The sequence below is a fragment of the Muribaculum sp. NM65_B17 genome (assembly GCF_004793735.1).
Taxonomy (GTDB): Bacteria; Bacteroidota; Bacteroidia; order Bacteroidales; family Muribaculaceae; genus Muribaculum; species Muribaculum gordoncarteri.
The window spans coordinates 355,660-375,258 of the sequence record NZ_SRYY01000002.1; the positions used below are offsets into that span (position 1 = coordinate 355,660).

Here is a 19,599-nt window from a genome sequence, read left to right on the forward strand (position 1 = left end):
TTAACATTTGTAACCTACGCCCATAATCCCTAACTTTGTAGAAAAGTCAAGGATTATGGGCGATACTTTTTATACTCTTGAATCTCCGGCCGAAGGGTGGTATAAGGAGAAGATGAGCAAGTTTCTGGCCTTTGCCGTCCCGGTTACGACGGCTGAGGAGGCCAAGGATGTGATTGTGCAGTATCAGAAAAAGTATCACGACGCCCGTCATGTGTGCTGGGCCTACATGATAGGTGCCGCACGCGAGGAGTTTCAAAGCAACGACAACGGAGAGCCGTCGGGGACGGCCGGAAAGCCCATACTCGGTCAGATAAATTCATTCAACCTCACCAATATCGTAATAGTGGTGGTGCGTTACTTCGGCGGCATAAAGCTCGGCACAAGCGGCCTTATCGTGGCATATCGCGAAGCTGCCCGCGAGGCGATAACCGCCGGAGCCATAATCGAGTGCCACGAGCAGCGGGTGATAAACTTTGTGTTTCCCTATCTCGCCATGAATGATGTGATGCGAGTAGTGAAAAATCCCGAGGTCAAAATTCTCGAGCAGGCATTTGACAATGCGTGCCGGATGAGCATAAGAATACGCGCCGACCATGCCGGGGCATTGTCAGCGCGTTTACTTGATATCGACGGCGTAACGCTGTCGGATGACGATGCGTAAGTGATTGTCAGAGAATCAGCATTGCGTCACCGTAGGCTCCGAAGCGATACTTCTCCTTTACAGCCACTTCATAGGCGTGCATCACGAGGTCGTAACCACCAAATGCGGCAACCATCATAAGCATGGTTGAGTAGGGCATGTGGAAGTTGCTTACAAGCGATGTGGCTACGGTGAAATCGTAGGGCGGGAAGATGAACTTGTTGGTCCAGCCGGTGAATGTCTTCATGTGGCCGCCCATGCTCACTGCTGTTTCTATTCCGCGAAGCACCGAAGTGCCTACGGCACACACCTGCTTGTTGTCGTCCTTGGCCTTGTTTACCATGTCGACAAGTTCGGGAGTCACTTCCATCTCCTCGGAGTCCATGCGATGCTTTGTGAGGTCCTCGACATCGATCTCGCGATAGTTGCCAAGGCCCGAGTGCACGGTGAGGAATCCTGTTTCGATGCCTTTTATCTCCATGCGCTTCATCAGTTCACGGCTGAAGTGCAATCCTGCGGCAGGAGCCACCACGGCACCCTCTTTGGCTGCGAATATGCACTGATAGCGCTCGGCATCGGTGGGAACGGGTTCGCGCTTGATATAGGGGGGCAGGGGAGTCTGTCCGAGCTTGTACAGGGCATCCTTGAACTCCTCATGGCTTCCGTCGTAAAGGAATCGGAGAGTGCGGCCGCGCGAGGTGGTGTTGTCGATAACCTCGGCCACCATCGACTCATCGTCGCCGAAGTACAGTTTATTGCCGATGCGAATCTTGCGTGCAGGCTCTACAAGGACATCCCATAGCTTGTTTTCTTCATTGAGCTCACGCAAAAGGAATACTTCAATTTTTGCTCCGGTCTTTTCCTTGTTTCCGTACAATCGAGCCGGAAACACCATGGTGTCGTTGAGGATGAACACATCGCCGTCGCCGAAATAGTTGATTATTTCCTTGAATGTGTGATGTTCGATTTCACCGGTCTTACGGTTTACAACCATGAGGCGTGACTCGTCGCGCACGGCACAGGGCTCTGTTGCGATGAGCTCCTCGGGAAGCTTAAATTTGAATTGAGAAAGTTTCATATATACCTTTTTTGGAGAAATTATCGTAGTTAATAGTTGGGAGCGGTTATTTCCGCTGTGTGTCGTCTTCGGGCATCTCAATGTCGATTACCTGAAGAATCTCTATCGCCTTGTCGAGCGGCAGGCAATCCTCGACATTTATGTCGCCCACTCTTGTACGGCGCAATGCCGTGAGGTGTCCGCCCGAGCCGAGAGCCTTGCCGATGTCGCGCGCAAGAGCCCTGATATAGGTGCCTTTGCTGCACACGACCCTGACAACGATGCTTTCGGGTGAAAATTCAAGCAGCTCAATCTCGTCGATTACGAGTGTCTTGGGCTTTATGTCGACATCGCCGCCCTTGCGTGCTATGTGGTAGGCACGCTGACCTGCTATCTTGCAAGCCGAGAAAGCCGGCGGTACCTGCTCTATGGCTCCCTTGAACTGCGATAGGGTCGACTCTACGAGCTCGCGCGTGATGTGCTCCACCGGATAGCGGGCGTCGATCTCGGTTTCGAGGTCAAATGAGGGTGTGGTGGCTCCGAGAGCTATAGTGGCAACATACTCCTTGGTGTGAGCCTGGAGGGTGTCTATAAGCTTGGTCGCCTTTCCGGTGCAGATGGCCATTACTCCTGTTGCGAGCGGATCGAGCGTACCGGCGTGACCCACTTTCAAGCGTTTCATCCTCATGCGTCGCAAAAGGGTGCCGCGCACCCGCTTCACGACATCAAACGATGTCCATCGATAGGGCTTGTCTATATAGAGGACTTCTCCGTCGATAAAGTTCATAGGCTTACCAACAGATGCAGATTATACCCATGATGACGCAGTAGACGGCAAACCAAACGAGTTTGCCCTTCTTGACGATGTTGAGCATCCATTTGCAGGCAAGGCAGCCTACGATGAAAGAGGCGATGAAGCCTATCGTGAGGGGGAGCATACCTACATTGCTCGATGCGGCAGGCTCGGAAATCATGTCCTTTATGTTGAGCAATGTTTCGCCAAGGATGGGGATTATGACCATCAGGAATGAGAATGAAGCTACTTTTTCGCGCTTGTCGCCGAGGAGTATACCTGTGGCGATGGTGGTGCCTGAGCGGCTAAGGCCGGGAAGAACGGCGATAGACTGCGCTATGCCGATGACGAATGCGTCGAGCCAGGTGATGTCGCGCGGGCGATATACGCGGCCCGTGAGCTTGTTGGTTTCCTCGGGTTTTGTGCGGAAAAAGTAGGCAAATGCCAAAAGTGCGGCCGTTATGCATAGGCATATTCCCACTGTGGTGAGATTGCCGCCAAAGAAGCTTTCGACAGTGTCCTTGAAAAACAGGCCAACGACGGCTACGGGAATGCACGAGATGAGGATTTTGCACACGTAGTAGAAATTGTCGTCGCGCTTTATGGTGAAGAAGCTGCGGCATAACGGGAAAAATTCATTCCATAACACAACGAGTGTCGACAGCACGGTGGCGGCATGCAGCATGACATCAAACTCAAGAATATCCTCATTGGGCAAGTTTATGCCGAGGATTTCACGAAATATCTCAAGATGTCCGCTGGAGCTGATGGGCAGATACTCAGAGAGTCCCTGCACAATGCCTAAAATGAGGGCGTCAAGCCATTCCATATATTATTGATTGTAGATTTACTATGTTAAAAGTTGGGTTATTTGTCGTTTTCGGTGGCCTCGGCGGCGCTATTCTCTTTTTTGCGTGGACGATATACAATGGCCACGCCCATGAATATGAAGCCGAGAAAAGCCATGGTGGGGCCGACCACGATGCGGCGAGTTGAGAATATGTCGGGATTGAACTCGTCGACGGTTGAGCTGCCGCCGAGCATAAGTAGGAATCCGAGTACGATTATCAGACCGGCAACGGCCATGAGGATGAAGTTGATCTTTACGAGCGGAAATTGCGAATAGGATTCGCGCTCGATGCCGTTGTCTTCAACGGCCGGCTTGAAATTGTTATTTGGTTTTGCCATATTCTTTATATTTCAGTGTGAGAGTTGTTTATCGGAACATGTCGTCATAGTCAAGACGAAGATACTTGTTGGTCGCAAATAGCGCTGCAACGGCGCATATTATTATTCCTATAATAAGAATTCCGGCGAATACGCACGCCGCTTGGGGCCAGGTTATGGCCGATGCGATGCCTGAGTCGATTCCTTGCAGGTAATAGAGTGTGCCCGCGAGGATTGCGCTTGCAATCAATGCCGAAACGATGCCGCTCACCACGTTGGCGTTGATGAACGGACGTCGGATGAACGATCCTGTGGCTCCTACAAGCTTCATAGTGTGTATGATGAAACGTCGCGAATATACCGTAAGACGCACCGTGTTGTTGATGAGTGCAAATGAAATGAAGAGAAGCGCACAGGTTATTATTATTAAAATCAGTGAAACAGAGTTGATGTTGCGGTTTATGGAATCGACAAGCTCGGTGTGTACATTGACTTCGTGTACGTAGGGTAGCGACTTCAATGGAGTAATGATCTTGTTGATGGAGTCGGAACTTGCATAGTCGGCTTTAACTTTGACTTCAAGCTCTCCACTGAAGGGATTTATCCCGAGAACATCCATAAGATTCTCCCCTGTTTCTTCTTCCCAATTCATGAGTGCGTCTTCCTTGGAGTAGTATCGCACGCTTGCCGTATAGGGAGATGCTGTCCATTTGCTTTTGAGCTGATTGACTTCAGCATCGGTGGCAGTATCGGTCAGCACGATGTCAAACCCGATATTTTCCTTTATATTCCGGGTTATTGAATGTGCGGCTATCCCGAGCATGGCGATTATGCCTATCAACAACAATACAAGAGCCACACTGATTGTGGCTGTAATCTGGGCAGAGAATGTAGATATGCCTTTATTCGGTCTTTTTTCCATAGAGGGTTGTTAACGGGCGTATTTGCCCAAAAGACTTACAAAGTTAATATATAAAACCCCCGTTGTCAAGTGATTGAAGTAAAAAAATATTGGCCGCAAAAACCATTGCAGGTTAATGCGGCCAATAAATATCTGGGAATAAGCTGATTATGCGAATTTAGCCCAATCGGTCTTTCGCATGTCGCCTTCGTTGGCAAATGTGGTGTGGAATGCGAGTGCGGCGTTGAGCGAGTGGGGTGTCTGACCGCCCTTGCCCATGCGCAGGTAGTCCCAAAGGAGTTCCTTGTAGTCGGGATTTACGCAATTCTCGATGATTGTTTCGGCACGCTGTACGGGGTCTTTTCCGCGCAGGTCGGCTACGCCCTGATCGGTGATGAGCACATCGACCGAGTGCTCGCTGTGGTCGAGGTGAGAAACCATGGGGACGATTGTCGAGATAAGACCGCCCTTGGCAACTGACGGACAGCTGAATATCGAGATGTAGGCATTGCGGGTGAAGTCGCCCGAACCACCGATTCCGTTCATCATCTTGGTTCCTACAACGTGGGTTGAGTTGATGTTTCCGAATATGTCGGCCTCAAGTGCTGTGTTCATTGTGATGACACCGAGTCGGCGAACAACCTCGGGGCTGTTGGATATTTCTCCGGGACGGATTAGAATCTTGTCGCGGAAGAAGTCGATGTTGTTGAACACTTCGGCCATCTTTGCATCGGAGAATGTGAGCGAGCATGTAGATGCGAATCGGCATTTTCCGTGTTCCATAAGGTCAACCACTGCGTCCTGTATGACTTCGGTGTACATGTCGAATGCGGGAACTTCATTGGATTCACCAAGGCCGAAGAGCACGGCATTGGCCACATTGCCCACACCGCTCTGCAGGGGCAGGAACGAAGGAGGTATTGCTCCGCGACGAAGTTCTTGGATGAGGAAGTTGCACACGTTGTTACCTATCATCTGAGTGGTTTCGTCAAGCGGTGAGAAACCGTGAACTCCGTCGGTGAGGTTGGTGCGTACGACTCCGACAATCTTTGCGGGGTCTACCTTCAGCAAAGTAGTACCGATGCGGTCGCTTGGCTTGTAGATGGGTATTTCGCGACGATAGGGAGGATCGAGCGGCATATATATGTCATGAAGGCCTTCGATTGTTTCGGGAATTGCCTCGTTGAGCTCAATGATGATCTTCTTTGCGAGATGGGCTACGGTGGGCGACATTCCTAAACCGGTGCCGAGAAGTATTTCTCCGTTGTCGCTTACGCGTGCGGCTTCAATTATGGCAATGTCGATGTCGCCGAATGTTCCGTAACGCACCTTTTGAGCCAGCTCCGACAAGTGAAGGTCGAAGTAGTGGGCGTCGTGAGAATTGATGCGTTTGCGTAAGTCGGGACAGCTCTGATAGGGGGTGCGAGTGCCAATGGCATTTGCGCGTGCAAGGGCGCCATCGACATGGTCGTTGGTTGATGCTCCCGAGAAAATGTTTACCTTGAAGGGGCGGCCTTCGGCATGCTCTTTTTCGGCTTTTGCTGCAAGCGCCTCGGTGACTACCTTGGGGGTACCGGCAGCAGTGAAGCCTGAGAGTCCAATGTTGTCGCCGTTCTTGATAATGTCGGCGGCTTCCTGTGGGGTGAGAATGGGAAATGCCATAATCTTGTGACGATAATTGATTATATATTTGATTTTAAGAAAAATACATGGTATGTAGCGCTTAAATCGGAAGCCTGTGGCTTGACGGTTTCGGCGGTTTTTCGTATTTTTGCACAAAAATAGCTAAAACTCTCCTACTATCAAAATTTTTTCGCATCTGCCGCCGATGTAACGCGGGGCCGATGCTATGAATACAAAAAGAGAAGATGAAACAGAATGACGATGCACGGGCGCATTCCGATAAGCGCCTGTATATAGAAACCTACGGATGCCAGATGAACGTAGCCGACAGTGAGGTCGTGGCTGCGGTGATGGATACCGTGGGATATGTGATGACCGACGATATAGACATGGCCGACGCCGTGTTGCTCAATACATGCTCGATACGTGACAATGCCGAGCAGAAGATCCATTCACGCCTTCAATATTTGGCTTCGTTGAAACGTAAGCGTCACGGCCGGCTGACAGTGGGCGTCATAGGCTGCATGGCCGAGCGAGTGAAGGATGACCTGATTGAAAACCATGGCGTAGACCTTGTGGCCGGACCGGATTCCTATCTCGACCTGCCTGCGCTGTTTGCTTCGGTGGAGTCGGGGGAGAAGGCTATAAATGTCAAACTTTCCACAACCGAAACCTATCGTGACATAATACCGATGAAGATTACGGGCAACCGTGTTTCGGGCTTCATCAGCATCATGCGCGGATGCAACAACTTCTGCTCTTACTGCATAGTGCCCTATACCCGAGGCCGTGAGCGCAGCCGCGAGGCCGAAAGCATATTGCGCGAATTGGCCGATTTGCGTGAACGTGGATTCAAGGAGGTGACGCTGCTTGGTCAGAACGTGAATTCCTATAACTATACGGGCTCCGACGGCGTTACGGTCGACTTTGCCGCATTGCTCGCAATGGTGGCCGAGGCCGCTCCCGATATGCGAGTGCGATTTACAACGAGCCATCCCAAGGACATGAGCGATGAGATAATCGCCACGATGGCCCGATACCCAAATATATGCAAGCACATACATCTGCCGGTACAGTCGGGCTCCAATGCCGTGCTGAAGAGCATGAACCGAAAGTACACGCGTGAATGGTATCTTGACCGCATAGCCGCCATTCGTCGTGCCATGCCCGATTGTGGAATATCCACCGACCTGTTTACCGGATTTCACGACGAGAGCGAGGCCGACTTCGAGATGACGCTTGACTTGATGCGTGAGGTGGGATTTGATTCGTCGTTCATGTTCAAGTACTCGGAGCGTCCCGGAACACTTGCTTCAAAAGTTATGCCTGATAATGTGTCCGAAGAGGTAAAAATAGACCGTCTTAACCGCATGATAGCTCTCCAGAACGAATTGTCGGCTGCATCCAACCGCCGCGATGTGGGACGGACTTTTGATGTGCTCGTGGAGGGCGTGTCGAAACGCTCCAAGGAGCAGATGGTAGGCCGCAACCAGCAAAACAAGACTTGTGTGTTTCCGCGTGGCACATTCCGCATTGGCGACACTGTAAAAGTAAAGGTAGTCGACTCATCATCGGCTACCTTGATATGTGAATTGGCCTGACGCTCTTGTCGCTCGGTTTTTATTCGGCTGCTGTGTTCAGTATGTCGAGCAGGCTGTCGCGTGAATTGATGCGGATTTCATTGTTGTTGTATTCGATTATTCCGCGATTACGCATGCTCTCAAGCGTGGCGAGGAATGATGTGCGTTGCACTCCGAAAAGTGAGTACAGGTCGCGTTGGCGGCATGTCAGCGCTATGTCGGTTCCTCCTCGCTGTGTTAACGAGATTATCCAGAATGCTATACGCTCTTCAAGGCTTCCGGTTGTGATGGCCAGGATACCGTCGACTGCCTTCTGGGCGTTCTTCGATAATATGTTCAGGAAATTGAACAGGAATATCTCATCGGTGTTGAGTATCTTTATGTAGTCGCTCTTGGATATCTGAAGTATTCCGGTGGCTTCTATCGCTTCGGCTGTGCACGGATAGAATGGAGCACGGCCGAAAAGGAATTCGGGGGCTATTACGTTGGGCGCTTCAAGAGTCTGCGATACTTTGAATCGGTCGTCGGAATTGGCTATAGTGAGTCGGGCTTTCCCTGAAATGATAAACTTTATATGCGTGCATTGGTCCCCCGCATTGAGAATAATCTCATTGGGAAGATATTTTAGGAAGTGGAACTTGGCCATGCCAACTATCTCCGATATTTTTTCATGGCTGACTCCCTTGAATAGCGGGAGCCCCATCAATATCTCGTACATGCTGTCCATAATGGTTGTATATTAGGTACTATTATTAACATTTGCCGTGGCGTAAAAGTTTTATTTTTAACTTATTGTTTCTCTTTTTGTCTTAAAATACAATTGCATGGAATTTATTGTATTCTGCCATGCGACATAAGCCGCCGGACCCACCGACGCAATCGGGTTAAGATAGGTCAGTGCCATCCATATAGCGAGCACGGTGTTCTTTTGTCCGAGCCCTTGCGCCCCTGATATCTTGTCGCCGAGTCGTGCGCCCACGCGTCGTCCTATCCAGAACTGTGCGCAGCACACCACAAGCGACGCCAGCGCGAGCAGCAGCATCTCGGGTATCTTCTCGGCCGGTTCTTTCATTATGAAGCTGACGGCATTGCCCACGACGATGATGAGCGCTACGGCCCAAATGTAGAACGATAGCGACTGGCGCGAGGCTATGGCGTCGTGTACGCGTGGCATGAATGCCTGAAACAGCAAGGCGAGTGCGAGCGGAGCGAGGATAAGTGGGAACACTCGTGTGCTTATGGCAAAAAACGACTCGGCAAATGTCAAGTCGGCATCGGTGCCCATATAAGTAAACAGTAACGGAGCGAGAATGGCTACCGCTATATTGCTGAACAGCGAGTAGGTGGCGAGGCGAGGTATGGAGCCACCGAGCATTCCCGTAATTACCGGTGCGGCCGTTGCCGTGGGGCAGAATACACAGATGAATGCTCCCTGGGCTATGTCGCCGCTGAATGGAAGAAGTGCGAAGTAGACACACAATGCTCCGAGTACCTGAACGGCGAGAAGTGCCCATATAAATTTTGTAACCTTGAACTCATTGACCGATACTCGGCAGTAAGTTATCAACAGCATTATGAAAATGATGTAGGGCGATAAAAATGCTATTTCACCTATTGAGTCGTGAAACAATACTCCGCACAGCATTGCGATGGGAAGCATCCAAGGTTTAAGCAACTTTTGAATTTGTGAAACTTTCATGGTGCAAAGTTACTGCAAATATTGTAAGTGTTAATCGGGCTGAAATATTTTTTTGAAAACACACAAATATTTTATATCTTTGCATTGTGTCGTTACGAAATTGGTGAAACGGCTACAATCGGAGGGCTCAAAGCAGCCCTCAAAAGGAAATAGTAATAATCAAACAAGTATATGAATACTTGTACAATTTGTCTATATTCAAAATGCCATTTTGGCTGATTATCAGACATATTTTTCTATATTGATTATGAAATTATTTAGATGCCTACTATATGAGTTGTGCGGAATAATGTATAAATGATAATTTTGCGCTACAAACGACTCAAAACAGTATAGGAAAAATAAATTGGTATTTATATATTATTTTAGGGTTAGTATAGATTGTTAGAATCATTAATGCGACGAATGTAAATAGTGCATAATAGTAAATGTGTTTTATGTTAGGTTTGGAAGTCTTTTTATTAAAAAAAAGGCAACAAAATAGGCCGCTTCGTGAGAAATGGCCTATTTTGTTGTATGTATATGGGCGATTTCCTTTCTATATTGGACTAATATACGTATATTTGTTGTGCAATATAAAAACTAATCTATAATATCCTTCAGATGCCCATCGGTCGTTTCAGTTTTTTGAACAGGATTGTTGTGTCGTTACTGCTGCCGCTCATGTTTTGCGCAGTGTGTAGGGCCGACGATTTACCGGCTACGCTTGACGAAGCCATCAATCGCCTTGACAAGGCTTTGCCCTTGCGCTATGAAAAAGTGGCTCGACGATTTGCCAGGATTGATTCGATGAGGGATGTCGTAGAGAGTGTCGGCGGCGTAAAGAATGCCGATCTTTCCGTTGTTGAAACCATCGGCGTTGAATATAGCTCGTTGAACATCGATTCGGCTTTGTCGGTCTTTGACGCGGGCTATAAGGCGGCATTGGAGCGCGGTGACTCGGCGACGGCCGTCAGGTTCCGTTTGCGAATGGCCCGTATATACCCGCTAAAATCCATTGTAAAGGAAACGATAAACATATATGAATCCATTGATGCGCTGGAACTTGACTCGGCGGAGCGGCGATTGTATTACGACAGCGGGCGCTTCTCCTATGTGCTTATGGCTTCGATGTACTCGTCAACCGAGTTTGCCGGCGAATACTTTGAGCGGGCATGCCTCTTCAATGATTCGTTGATGACGCTGATAGGTGAGAATGACAGTATTTATAAGCTCTATCTCGGTACCGATTACCTTAATAAGAAGCAATATTCGCTGTCGATTGCCGCGTTGAACGACTTGTTGGAAACGCTGGAAATGGACAATGCCGTATTTCCTGAAACTGCATTGTTGCTGTCGGCCAATTATTCCGCGCGTGGGCGTGCTGAGCAGGCGTTATATTATACCGCGCTTGTTGCCATTTCCGACATAGAATGCGGATATTTGAGCAGCGAGGCGTTGAGGCGGCTTGGCACCGGGCTCTATAGCCGTGGCGATAACAAGCATGCTCATAAATATCTGCTTGCTTCACAGGAAAATATTGCTAATTCGGGAGCTGTGATGCGAAGTAGCTTGGTGGCTAAGTCGTTGCCTATGATTGTAGGGACACATCGTGGCGAGGAGCAGCGTTTTACGCGTATGCTTATAATCATTATCGCGTGTCTGGTGCTCATTTTGGCACTCATTTTTGTAATAATGTATAACCACTATAAGAGCATAAAGCGGTTGCGCATGATGAAGGACAATCTTGAGCAGGCCAATCAGATAAAGGAAGTGTACATTGGACGTTTCCTGTCGTTGTGCTCTATTTGCATGGACAAACTCGATGATTTCAATCGCATAGTGGGACGTAAAATCGTTGCAGGTCAGGTGGATGAGCTTTTGTCTATGGTTAAGTCGGGAAAGATGTCTGATGAGTACAGCCACCAGTTTTATGAAGTATTTGATGATGCATTTGTAAATATCTATCCTACATTTGTCGATGATGTAAATAAGTTGCTTGAGCCCGACAAGGCTATATCGTTGTCGGAGGACGGGCATCTGCCACCCGAGTTGCGAATCATTGCATTGATGAGGCTTGGTCTTGATGACAGTGCGCAGATGGCAAGATTCCTCGGACTGTCGCTTAACACTGTTTACACCTATCGTAATCGAATAAAGAGCAGGGCTCGAAATCGCGATACTTTTGACAGCGACATAATGAATATTGGTATATTGAGCTAAAACTAACTCTATATTGTTTGTTTATGGGGCTATGATTAATCGCTTGTAAATCAATGAATATATTTTATATCGGTTTTGTAAGTATTTATATTGAAGTGATACTGTGTTGAAATCAATGCAGCTGTTGAGTAATTTTGCATTCAATAATTGAATATGACAATTTTTACGTATGGTTTTGGAAAAACGGTAACACAATAGGTATAGTTAATGGTAGAAGACCGAAACGTGTATTTTGCGGTCATTTAGATTAGTTTTATGTTAGTTAGTAAAGTAGAGCCCCTATTTGGAGGGTCATGGAATGAGCGGCGTCGAGAGATGTCGCTCTTTGATTTTATATGGGATGTATTGCGATTAGTCCCAATTACTCCTATTGCAATTTTGCCGGCCTGACTGATTAGTCTTTGTGATTGATGTTGTCGGTGTCGACTGATTGATTCGGGTTGGCATTACGACGCTCGTCCCTCTTGCTCTCGAAGATCTGTGGCGCACGATTATTTAGTGTGGATATCATGTGAATTTTGCTTGCATCATTCTCTAAGATTGCCTGACAAATTAATTTTTAGGCTTGATATCCTTAGAAAATGGTTTATATTTTTCGTTGGCTTGTGAATGTCTAATGTGTTGTATAATAATGATATAATTGTCATGCTCTGTCTATTTGTTTTATATCGCATCTCAATGATGTAGTTTCGGGCGTTTCGATGGCGTAAATTTGCAATGTGTAAAATAATTAATCAGTCTTTTGTAATATAGGATATAACATTAAGGTAGTTTCTTATTTAGGTTTTTAAAGTGTTTTTTGATTAATGATGTTTTAGGTTAATGGCTCGGTAATCCGAGATATAACAATAAGGGTCACTCGCGAGAGTGACCCTTATTGTTTATTGTCCTTTTATCGGTCTATCATGTCGAGAGGCCGTCGTTGAAACGCATCTACAAAAGAGCCGGGGGTCGAGTTGTAAACGTTGGCGCCTATGTGGCGTGCGTAACGCTCGATTGTGTAATAGGAGCGGAATGCAACAACCATGCTTTGCAATATCTTGTGCAGAGGCAATCCCATGCTAACTGCTTTTGTCCGGGCCAGTTCACTGTCACTGTCTTTGTAGAAATGAGGTTGTATCGACACCACTTCATTGTTATCATTGACGCTGAGTGTACGTGTCCAGGAATGGTCGGCCCCTACTATGTACACGTTTTTAAATCCAAGAGCAAGTGCTGCCATTATCGAAGGAATGAGGACGTTTCGTGGACGCGGCATCCCTCTCATTGATTTGAATGCTGCATTTTCAAGCCATTGATAACCTTCAACACCCACAGCATTGTAGGTGCGCAGGTCAATGTTGCCGTTGCCGGCTCCCGGGGCTTTGGCAGTATATTGTGTCGGAACGAGCAGTGTCATCGGCCAGTCAACTGCCGACAGATTTTCGTGAAGCCGCTTTACATTGTCATTGTCGTTGGATGTGAAGAAGTGAGGGTCGGCTAAAACGTAAAATCGAGGCTTTAACATGAAAAACTCCGGAGTGTTGGCTGCAAAGTTGACTGCCATGGTGGGGTGCTTGGTCAACAAATCGCTGTGCCGGGCTATCGTGTCGGCGAGCGATGGTCCGTTGCCCATTACGATTATCGAATCGGCATTGTCGACAGGTTTCAGTGTCGCGCGATGTGTCTGGAGGACTATTTTGGCTATTGATTTCAGCGAATCGCCTGTACGCGATGCAAAATCGGCTATGGTGTCAAATGTCATCTTCGCTGTATTTATGGGTTTTAAGATATTCGGTTGCACTCATCGGTTCCCATGCCGTATGTTTTGATATGGCGAATGAATTAAATGTAAGCGTTGTCGTCCTCGCTTTCAACTTCTTCCTGGTCCAAGGCAGTGCGCCGAAAGTAAGATCACCGAGCAATGCAAGTGCCTTGGCTGTCTTTAATCCGATGCTGAAAAGCCGTTTATTGCCCAATCGATAGGCTATTGCATCGGCCAGCTGTTCTATGGTGGCACCGCTTCGGTCGGTGAGATTGTATATGCCTTCGATGATTGAATCCTGCTTGTCGGAAACGGCTCTTACCGCTTTGGCCACATCGATTGCGTGGACAATGCTGCGCTGTGCTTCATTGCCTTTCACGTGCATATAGCTGCCGTTGTTTACATCACGTGCCAGCCGGCCTGTGAATCCTTCCATTCCCGTGCCCACCACATCGGCCGGACGCAGTATTGTGCATGCCGCACCTGTGGCTTTGCAGCGCTCCTTGATCCTCTCCTCGATTGAGGCAAGATGGCGCGAAGCATTGCCGGTGGGCTTTATCGGAGCAGTTTCGTCGATGTTTTCGCCCGACGAGAGCCCATACACGGCGGTCGACGACACTACCACTACATGCTTGGGCTTGGTGTCGTCAATCAGCTTCACGGCATCATCCTCGGTCATCTCTCCGGGATCCGATATTACTGTCAGCTGGCACAGGGCAGGAGGCTCGTAGTTGTTGCCGTGTCCCAGCTCGCGGGCTATGTATCGTCCCATGAATCCGTTGCGATGCGAGATGTACGCATCCCTTAGGCGGCGGGGCTTGCTTTCGTCATTATTTGATGTTGTCATAGAGTGTTACGTATTGTTCGGCGGCTTTTGAGGTGTCGTCGTTGCTTATTATATATGTGGGATGCCCGTCGAGTCCGTTTAGGATGGCGCATTCTGCGGTGTGCTTGCTGTCGCACACGATATGAAGCAGATCCCACGCTCTAAACGTGCTTTCGATTGTCTTGCGTCGGAATTTTCCTCGTTTTATCAGCGCGTTATGTCCGGTACCGGGTATTGTGTCCTCGGTTAATGATAATACAACGGGCATTTTGCAGCGCATCATTACGTAGGCCATAAACGGAATGTTGAGAAATGCGTTATTTGAACCTACCAGATGCACTACATCGGGATTAAGCGCTATGATGCGGTCGAGAAGCGATGCCGTCACTCTTGTCGAGTGCATGCCGTGAGTGTCGCTCAACCATCCGAGCGCATTGTGTACCGCCCGGTCGATGCGATTGCCTATCTTCAGGTCGACCACGTTATGTGGGCTATTGCAGCCGTTGCCGGTTGCAGTGGCTGTAATGAATTGATGGCCAGATTCGTTTAGCCTCGTTGATATCGCCGACATAAGCGGAGTGAAACTGTAGTTTATTAGCGCTATTTTCATACCGACCTCAAAATTAGTCAAATAATTTGAGAATAAGAAATTTGTGTTGCGGCTCGCAAATCACGCGAACCGCAACACTTTAATGCGACGAAAAATAGTTGGATTTAAGTATCTCCTACTTAGAGATACTTTTGCAATTTGCACAGTTACAACGTATTAACCTATTTATTAAATATGTTTACACAAATAGGCATATATAAATTTAAAAATGGCAAATGTTTGATTGTAATCAATTCTAAACGCTGTCAGCATGGTTAAAGAGGATTAAATTTTAATATCAACTCAAGCGAATCTTAGTTATAGCTGCTATGATATCAGATAGTTATATTGATTATAAATATTTAGCCTGACATTTTTTAACAGTGACAATGGTTAAAATGTTTTTGCCATTTCAAATAAATGTTTTATCTTTGCGAAATCTAAAAAAAAGTATCTCTAAGTAGGAGATATTTTACTATGGAGCTATCGATGTGTGGAAGGATATGTGTTTCCTTTATCTGCTTGGAAGTTAGTGTTTTATTTTATTGTGTTTATGCCGTAGGTGAAGGGAACGCACATTGTTTTTGACATGGGGTAGCTGCTATGACAGTGCTTAATATTGAATTAATATAACATAATCTTTACATCAATGAAAAAGAGGATTGCAGTAGCGTTATTGTCATTACTGGCAGTTATGCAATTCAGTGCATCAGCTCAAGAGGTGGCTGTTAAGACCAATTTGATATATGATGCCACACTGACCATCAATGCTGGAGTCGAGGCTCGCTTGGCGCCAAAATGGACTTTTGACCTGTCGGGCAACTTCAACGGCTGGAAGGTCAATGAACACTATTGGAAACATTGGCTCATTCAACCCGAAGCCCGTTATTGGCTATGTGAAACATTCCAGGGCCATTTCTTTGCCGCTCACGCATTGGGCGGACAGTTCAATCTGGGCAACATCCACAACTCAATCAAGTTTCTCGGAAGCGATTTCAGCAAGCTCACCGACCGCCGTTACCAAGGCTGGATGGTAGGCGCCGGAGTGGCCTACGGTTACTCTTGGATTCTAAACCGTCACTGGAACATCGAGGCTGAGTTTGGATTCGGTTACATCTACACCCATTACGATGTATATCCCTGCGCCAAGTGCGGAACAAAGATTGCCAAGGATCGCTCCCACAACTATGTCGGCCCCACAAAGGCGGCAATTAATCTTGTTTACACATTCTAATTCACGATTTCAACAAGCAAAATCATTTCAGCATTTACAACAATGAAACTCAAGAATATCATCATGTCATGCGTAGCGCTGTTCATGGGCCTATATGCCCAGGCTGCCGCTATATCGCTGCTTGCCGGCTCTGTGAAAATCGACGACCTTAAGGTTGAGCGCTCCGAGAGCCGTTTGTTGGTGTCGATGAATATCGATGTCGCCGCCTTGAAGCAGGGCGCGAGCAGGGAAACCGTCCTAACTCCCGTCCTCAAGGATGACGAGGGCAACCGTGTCGCATTCCCCTCGGTTACCGTTGCCGGACGCAATCGCTATTACAGCCATCTCCGCAACGACGGCAACAATCCCACCCCCAATCTATTCCGCTCGGGCAAGACTTCAGTTATTCCCTACTCGGCCAACGTGGCCTACGAGCAGTGGATGGAGCGGGCCGAGCTCGCAATTGAGGAAGATGAATGCGGATGCGCAGGCCGCACTCTCCTTTCGTCCGACGAGCTACTGCAGCAGCTCGATTTCAAGCAGCGCGTATTCGCTCCCCAGTTCGTTTTCATTACTCCCCAAGCCGAAATGGTTAAAGCTCGCGAAATTAAGGGTTCAGCCTACATCGACTTCCCCGTCAACCGCACTGAGATATATCCCGACTATCGTCGCAATCCCGAGGAGCTTGCCAAGATTCGCAAGACTATCGATGTCGTGCGCAACGATGCCGACACCCGCATAACCGCCCTCTCAATCAAGGGTTACGCTTCGCCCGAAGGCTCCTACTCCAACAACGTGCGCCTCGCCAAGGGCCGTACCGAAACATTGAAAAACTACGTGCAGAGCCTCTACGCCTTCGAGCCGGGACTCATACGCACATCTTTCGAGCCTGAGGACTGGGAAGGCCTCCGCCGTTATCTCGAAACATCAGGCATCGAAAACCGCGACCTCATTCTCGCACTTGTCGACAGCGACCTCGAGCCCGACGCCAAGGACGCCCGCATCAAGCGTGACTTCCCCAAGCAGTATGCATTCCTTCTCGCCGAAGTATATCCCGGACTCCGTCACTCCGACTACACAGTCGAATACGTAGTGCGCTCCTACACCGATGTCGAGGAGATAAAGGCCCTCATGCTCACCGCCCCGCAGAAACTCTCCCTCCAGGAGCTATTCCTCGTGGCTCAGTCAATGGAGCCCGGAACGCCCGAGTACATGGAAGTGTTTGAAATCGCCGTGCGCATGTACCCCGACGATCCCGTGGCCAATCTTAACGCCGCCAACTCCGCAATGCAGATTGGCGATTACGCGAAAGCCGCACGTTACCTCCTCAAGGCGGGCAACGATCCTCAGGCCATCTACGCGCGCGGTGTCCTTGCCGGACTTCAGGGCGATTACGATGCCGCCGAGCGCTACCTCAAGCAGGCCGCTCGCCTGAAAGTTGCAGTCGCTCCCGATGCCGTAGAGCAGCTTGAAGAGATGAAAAAGTACGACTCTAAAAAGTGACCAATCACAATTAACCCGATATAAATACTATAGCAAATAAAAAAATCAAATCATTTAACGAATCATTATAACGATGAAACACTTTAGCAAATTATTCGTAAGCGCATTCGCCGCCTTCTCAATGGTGGCTTGTAGCGAAGACCTTCCCGAGGGTGGCAACAATAATTTCTATCCCGGAAGTGAAGACGACAAGGCTTATATTCAGGTTGATGTTAAGCTTCCCTCTGCTCCCGGCAGCCGTAGTGAAACCATTCCCGGTGGTGACGGCAGTCAAAGTGATGCTGGTGTTGAAGTAGGTAAGGACTATGAAAACAACGTACACACAATCCTCCTCGTTCTTGCCACTCCCGATGGCGGGTATGTTGCCCACGGTCTTGTAGGCGGTCTTGGCACCAACGACAACAACAATCCTTCTACTGCAGTGAAGCCCAACGTAAAGGCTACTGCCTCTATTTCGCGTTCCAATTTGCAGGCTTTCTATGACAAAGATAACGTAAACCTGCTTCCTGAATATTCTGAAGGAATAAATGTATATGTTATCTGCAATCCTATGCAGGAAATGATTGAAGTTCTTAACAAGGCTACTCGCTTATCTACTGAATGGCTCGATGCAAAATATAAGATAAAGGATGATGTCAACAGTGCTATATGGGCCAAGAAATCATTCCTTATGGCAAGCCATGATGTTGCCAAGCGTAAACTTCCTGCAACATTCGCTGCATGGGACAACTATGCTTCTGAAAACTCTCCATTTGACCTTTGCGGCAATAATGAGAATGGCGTTGACAATTCTCTTAACCAGACCACAAATTACATCGATGTAGAGCGTGCTGCCGCCCGTTTCGACTTCAAGGATGGAAGTGAGCTTGGCAATAACACCTACGACCTTGGCAAAACCACTGCCGATAAGGAAGTGATGAAGGTGCAGCTCGTGCGCATGTCACTTGTCAACCTCAGCAAGGAGTTCTTCTTCCTTCGTCACACCTCAACCGACGGAACTTTGGCTGGCGCAATGATCGGCGGTCCTGAATATGGTCGTTATGTTGTTGACACCGATGCTGAATTCAAAAAGAATGAAAAGCTCATTGAGCATGCTGCTGAGTTCCCCAACTACGTTTTCTATCCTATGTTCAATTCCGAAGGTAAAATCGATGAAAATCAGCGTAACTTGTGGCATAATCACACTCTCGATGACGTACTTAACGGGGCCGAACAAGACACTGATGATTCTTGGAACAATCCTAAAGATGGTAAGAAGCCTTACGGCGATTATGTAATCTGGCGTTATGCTGTAGAAAACACTATCCCCGCAGTTGAAGATTATCAGCGCAACGGTATATCTACCGGTGTTGTATTCAAGGGTAAGCTTTTGTCAGGTAGCAATACTGCCACAAAACACCCGAAATTGAACACTGCCATTAATGGTACCTACACCGTGCCTATGAAGGACGGAAAAGTTAATGGTTACGTTTACACTGTTGACGGAAAGACCTATCCTATTATCTATGAGTTCCAGTCACAGATTTATGTAGGATGGAACGATGAGGTTATGGTACATGCCGCTGAGTACGGTCCCGGTTCTCCCCTTCACACTGCAGCTACTGTCGCTCCCGCAGGTGGCAAGAGCGTCAACGAGCTCTACCAGGCTCTTGTTGCAGCCGTACAGGAGAACGACAAGGCCAAGGAAGAAGCTGCACTTGCTGCATTCCGTGCCGGTGCTACCGCTGCCGGATTCACTCTCTATCAGGCAAGCAGTGACGATAAATTCAATTCAGGTTACTTCTTCTACTATTACTACTGGAACCGTCACAACGACAACGGTATGCCCGCAACAATGGGCCCGATGGAGTTTGGCGTAGTGCGCAACAATGTCTACAAGCTTGCCGTAACCAACATCAAGCGTCTTGGTCACCCCCGCATCACTCCCAATGATCCTGACCCCGTTACCCCCGACACCCCCGATGAAAAGGGCGATGTTTACCTGACTGTTTCTTGCCAGGTACTTCCTTGGACGGTTCGCGTCAACAACATTGAATTCTGATAAATCAATATGAATTTTTCA

At 48.2% G+C, this 19,599-nt stretch carries 17 protein-coding genes; 6 read left to right on the top strand and 11 right to left on the bottom strand.

Annotated features, from left to right (window positions below):
* Positions 1-55 precede the first annotated feature (55 nt).
* A complete protein-coding gene (locus E5354_RS04080) occupies positions 56-661 on the top strand; it encodes an IMPACT family protein (protein WP_210433129.1) in 606 nt (201 codons plus the stop codon).
* Between the two features lie 7 nt (positions 662-668).
* Here E5354_RS04080 and queA read toward each other — a convergent pair whose 3' ends face one another.
* The 6 genes from queA to E5354_RS04110 all read right to left on the bottom strand — a co-directional run bounded on the left by queA (position 669) and on the right by E5354_RS04110 (position 6,220).
* Positions 669-1,718, bottom strand: a complete 1,050-nt coding sequence (queA, locus tag E5354_RS04085; protein WP_135946529.1) for a tRNA preQ1(34) S-adenosylmethionine ribosyltransferase-isomerase QueA — start codon at positions 1,716-1,718, stop codon at positions 669-671.
* A 46-nt stretch (positions 1,719-1,764) separates the two neighbouring features.
* Positions 1,765-2,484 (bottom strand): tRNA pseudouridine(55) synthase TruB, encoded by a 720-nt coding sequence (gene truB, locus E5354_RS04090; RefSeq protein ID WP_135946530.1) that lies wholly within the window; start codon positions 2,482-2,484, stop codon positions 1,765-1,767.
* Between the two features lie 4 nt (positions 2,485-2,488).
* Positions 2,489-3,319: an undecaprenyl-diphosphate phosphatase gene (locus E5354_RS04095; protein ID WP_135946531.1), complete on the bottom strand. Its 831-nt coding sequence runs from the start codon at positions 3,317-3,319 to the stop codon at positions 2,489-2,491.
* Positions 3,320-3,357: 38 nt separating this feature from the next.
* Positions 3,358-3,678 (bottom strand): DUF3098 domain-containing protein, encoded by a 321-nt coding sequence (locus E5354_RS04100; protein ID WP_123395239.1) that lies wholly within the window; start codon positions 3,676-3,678, stop codon positions 3,358-3,360.
* A 28-nt stretch (positions 3,679-3,706) separates the two neighbouring features.
* Positions 3,707-4,579 carry a cell division protein FtsX gene (locus E5354_RS04105; RefSeq protein WP_135946532.1) on the bottom strand — a complete coding sequence of 291 codons (873 nt, stop codon included), beginning with the start codon at positions 4,577-4,579 and terminating at the stop codon, positions 3,707-3,709.
* 147 nt (positions 4,580-4,726) lie between these two features.
* Complete coding sequence (locus E5354_RS04110; protein ID WP_123395422.1) at positions 4,727-6,220, bottom strand: succinate CoA transferase; 1,494 nt, start codon at positions 6,218-6,220, stop codon at positions 4,727-4,729.
* Positions 6,221-6,426: 206 nt separating this feature from the next.
* Between E5354_RS04110 and miaB the strand changes: the two genes are divergently transcribed.
* Positions 6,427-7,782 (top strand): tRNA (N6-isopentenyl adenosine(37)-C2)-methylthiotransferase MiaB, encoded by a 1,356-nt coding sequence (gene miaB / locus E5354_RS04115; protein WP_135946533.1) that lies wholly within the window; start codon positions 6,427-6,429, stop codon positions 7,780-7,782.
* A 19-nt stretch (positions 7,783-7,801) separates the two neighbouring features.
* On the opposite strand, the gene E5354_RS04120 is transcribed toward miaB, so the two are convergent.
* Together E5354_RS04120 and E5354_RS04125 are read right to left on the bottom strand one after the other, a co-directional pair.
* Positions 7,802-8,488 carry a Crp/Fnr family transcriptional regulator gene (locus E5354_RS04120; protein ID WP_123395242.1) on the bottom strand — a complete coding sequence of 229 codons (687 nt, stop codon included), beginning with the start codon at positions 8,486-8,488 and terminating at the stop codon, positions 7,802-7,804.
* Between the two features lie 57 nt (positions 8,489-8,545).
* The gene (locus E5354_RS04125; protein ID WP_135946534.1) at positions 8,546-9,460 is read right to left on the bottom strand and encodes a transporter; all 915 of its coding nucleotides are present in this window, start codon (positions 9,458-9,460) and stop codon (positions 8,546-8,548) included.
* A 627-nt stretch (positions 9,461-10,087) separates the two neighbouring features.
* On the opposite strand from E5354_RS04125, the gene E5354_RS04130 reads away from it, so the two are divergent.
* Positions 10,088-11,662 carry a DUF6377 domain-containing protein gene (locus E5354_RS04130; protein ID WP_135946535.1) on the top strand — a complete coding sequence of 525 codons (1,575 nt, stop codon included), beginning with the start codon at positions 10,088-10,090 and terminating at the stop codon, positions 11,660-11,662.
* A gap of 892 nt (positions 11,663-12,554) precedes the next feature.
* Here the strand turns inward: E5354_RS04130 and E5354_RS04135 are convergent.
* Genes E5354_RS04135 through E5354_RS04145 form a run of 3 tightly spaced genes read right to left on the bottom strand, consistent with a single transcriptional unit; the run spans position 12,555 to position 14,842 of the window.
* Positions 12,555-13,406 carry a hypothetical protein gene (locus E5354_RS04135; RefSeq protein ID WP_123395245.1) on the bottom strand — a complete coding sequence of 284 codons (852 nt, stop codon included), beginning with the start codon at positions 13,404-13,406 and terminating at the stop codon, positions 12,555-12,557.
* The gene (locus tag E5354_RS04140; protein WP_123395246.1) at positions 13,396-14,253 is read right to left on the bottom strand and encodes an NAD-dependent epimerase/dehydratase family protein; all 858 of its coding nucleotides are present in this window, start codon (positions 14,251-14,253) and stop codon (positions 13,396-13,398) included. Before E5354_RS04140 ends, E5354_RS04135 begins: the two co-directional genes overlap by 11 nt.
* Positions 14,237-14,842, bottom strand: coding sequence for a hypothetical protein (locus E5354_RS04145; protein WP_123395247.1), 606 nt, complete (start codon positions 14,840-14,842; stop codon positions 14,237-14,239). Before E5354_RS04145 ends, E5354_RS04140 begins: the two co-directional genes overlap by 17 nt.
* A gap of 628 nt (positions 14,843-15,470) precedes the next feature.
* On the opposite strand from E5354_RS04145, the gene E5354_RS04150 reads away from it, so the two are divergent.
* The 3 genes from E5354_RS04150 (at position 15,471) to E5354_RS04160 (ending at position 19,578) form a co-directional block, all read left to right on the top strand.
* On the top strand, positions 15,471-16,055 hold the full coding sequence (locus E5354_RS04150) for a DUF3575 domain-containing protein (RefSeq protein WP_123395248.1): 585 nt from the start codon (positions 15,471-15,473) through the stop codon (positions 16,053-16,055).
* A gap of 42 nt (positions 16,056-16,097) precedes the next feature.
* Complete coding sequence (locus tag E5354_RS04155; RefSeq protein ID WP_246863737.1) at positions 16,098-17,537, top strand: DUF3868 domain-containing protein; 1,440 nt, start codon at positions 16,098-16,100, stop codon at positions 17,535-17,537.
* A gap of 73 nt (positions 17,538-17,610) precedes the next feature.
* Positions 17,611-19,578: an Mfa1 family fimbria major subunit gene (locus E5354_RS04160; protein WP_210433130.1), complete on the top strand. Its 1,968-nt coding sequence runs from the start codon at positions 17,611-17,613 to the stop codon at positions 19,576-19,578.
* Positions 19,579-19,599 lie beyond the last annotated feature (21 nt).

Coding starts and splice junctions, on each gene's coding strand:
- E5354_RS04140 (WP_123395246.1), bottom strand. CDS start 14,253: ATGACAACATCAAATAATGACGAAAGCAAGCCCCGCCGCCTAAGGGAT.
- E5354_RS04080 (WP_210433129.1), top strand. CDS start 56: ATGGGCGATACTTTTTATACTCTTGAATCTCCGGCCGAAGGGTGGTAT.
- E5354_RS04160 (WP_210433130.1), top strand. CDS start 17,611: ATGAAACACTTTAGCAAATTATTCGTAAGCGCATTCGCCGCCTTCTCA.
- E5354_RS04110 (WP_123395422.1), bottom strand. CDS start 6,220: ATGGCATTTCCCATTCTCACCCCACAGGAAGCCGCCGACATTATCAAG.
- miaB (WP_135946533.1), top strand. CDS start 6,427: ATGAAACAGAATGACGATGCACGGGCGCATTCCGATAAGCGCCTGTAT.
- E5354_RS04125 (WP_135946534.1), bottom strand. CDS start 9,460: ATGAAAGTTTCACAAATTCAAAAGTTGCTTAAACCTTGGATGCTTCCC.
- E5354_RS04105 (WP_135946532.1), bottom strand. CDS start 4,579: ATGGAAAAAAGACCGAATAAAGGCATATCTACATTCTCTGCCCAGATT.
- queA (WP_135946529.1), bottom strand. CDS start 1,718: ATGAAACTTTCTCAATTCAAATTTAAGCTTCCCGAGGAGCTCATCGCA.
- E5354_RS04095 (WP_135946531.1), bottom strand. CDS start 3,319: ATGGAATGGCTTGACGCCCTCATTTTAGGCATTGTGCAGGGACTCTCT.
- E5354_RS04120 (WP_123395242.1), bottom strand. CDS start 8,488: ATGGACAGCATGTACGAGATATTGATGGGGCTCCCGCTATTCAAGGGA.
- E5354_RS04155 (WP_246863737.1), top strand. CDS start 16,098: ATGAAACTCAAGAATATCATCATGTCATGCGTAGCGCTGTTCATGGGC.
- E5354_RS04135 (WP_123395245.1), bottom strand. CDS start 13,406: ATGACATTTGACACCATAGCCGATTTTGCATCGCGTACAGGCGATTCG.
- E5354_RS04100 (WP_123395239.1), bottom strand. CDS start 3,678: ATGGCAAAACCAAATAACAATTTCAAGCCGGCCGTTGAAGACAACGGC.
- E5354_RS04150 (WP_123395248.1), top strand. CDS start 15,471: ATGAAAAAGAGGATTGCAGTAGCGTTATTGTCATTACTGGCAGTTATG.
- truB (WP_135946530.1), bottom strand. CDS start 2,484: ATGAACTTTATCGACGGAGAAGTCCTCTATATAGACAAGCCCTATCGA.
- E5354_RS04145 (WP_123395247.1), bottom strand. CDS start 14,842: ATGAAAATAGCGCTAATAAACTACAGTTTCACTCCGCTTATGTCGGCG.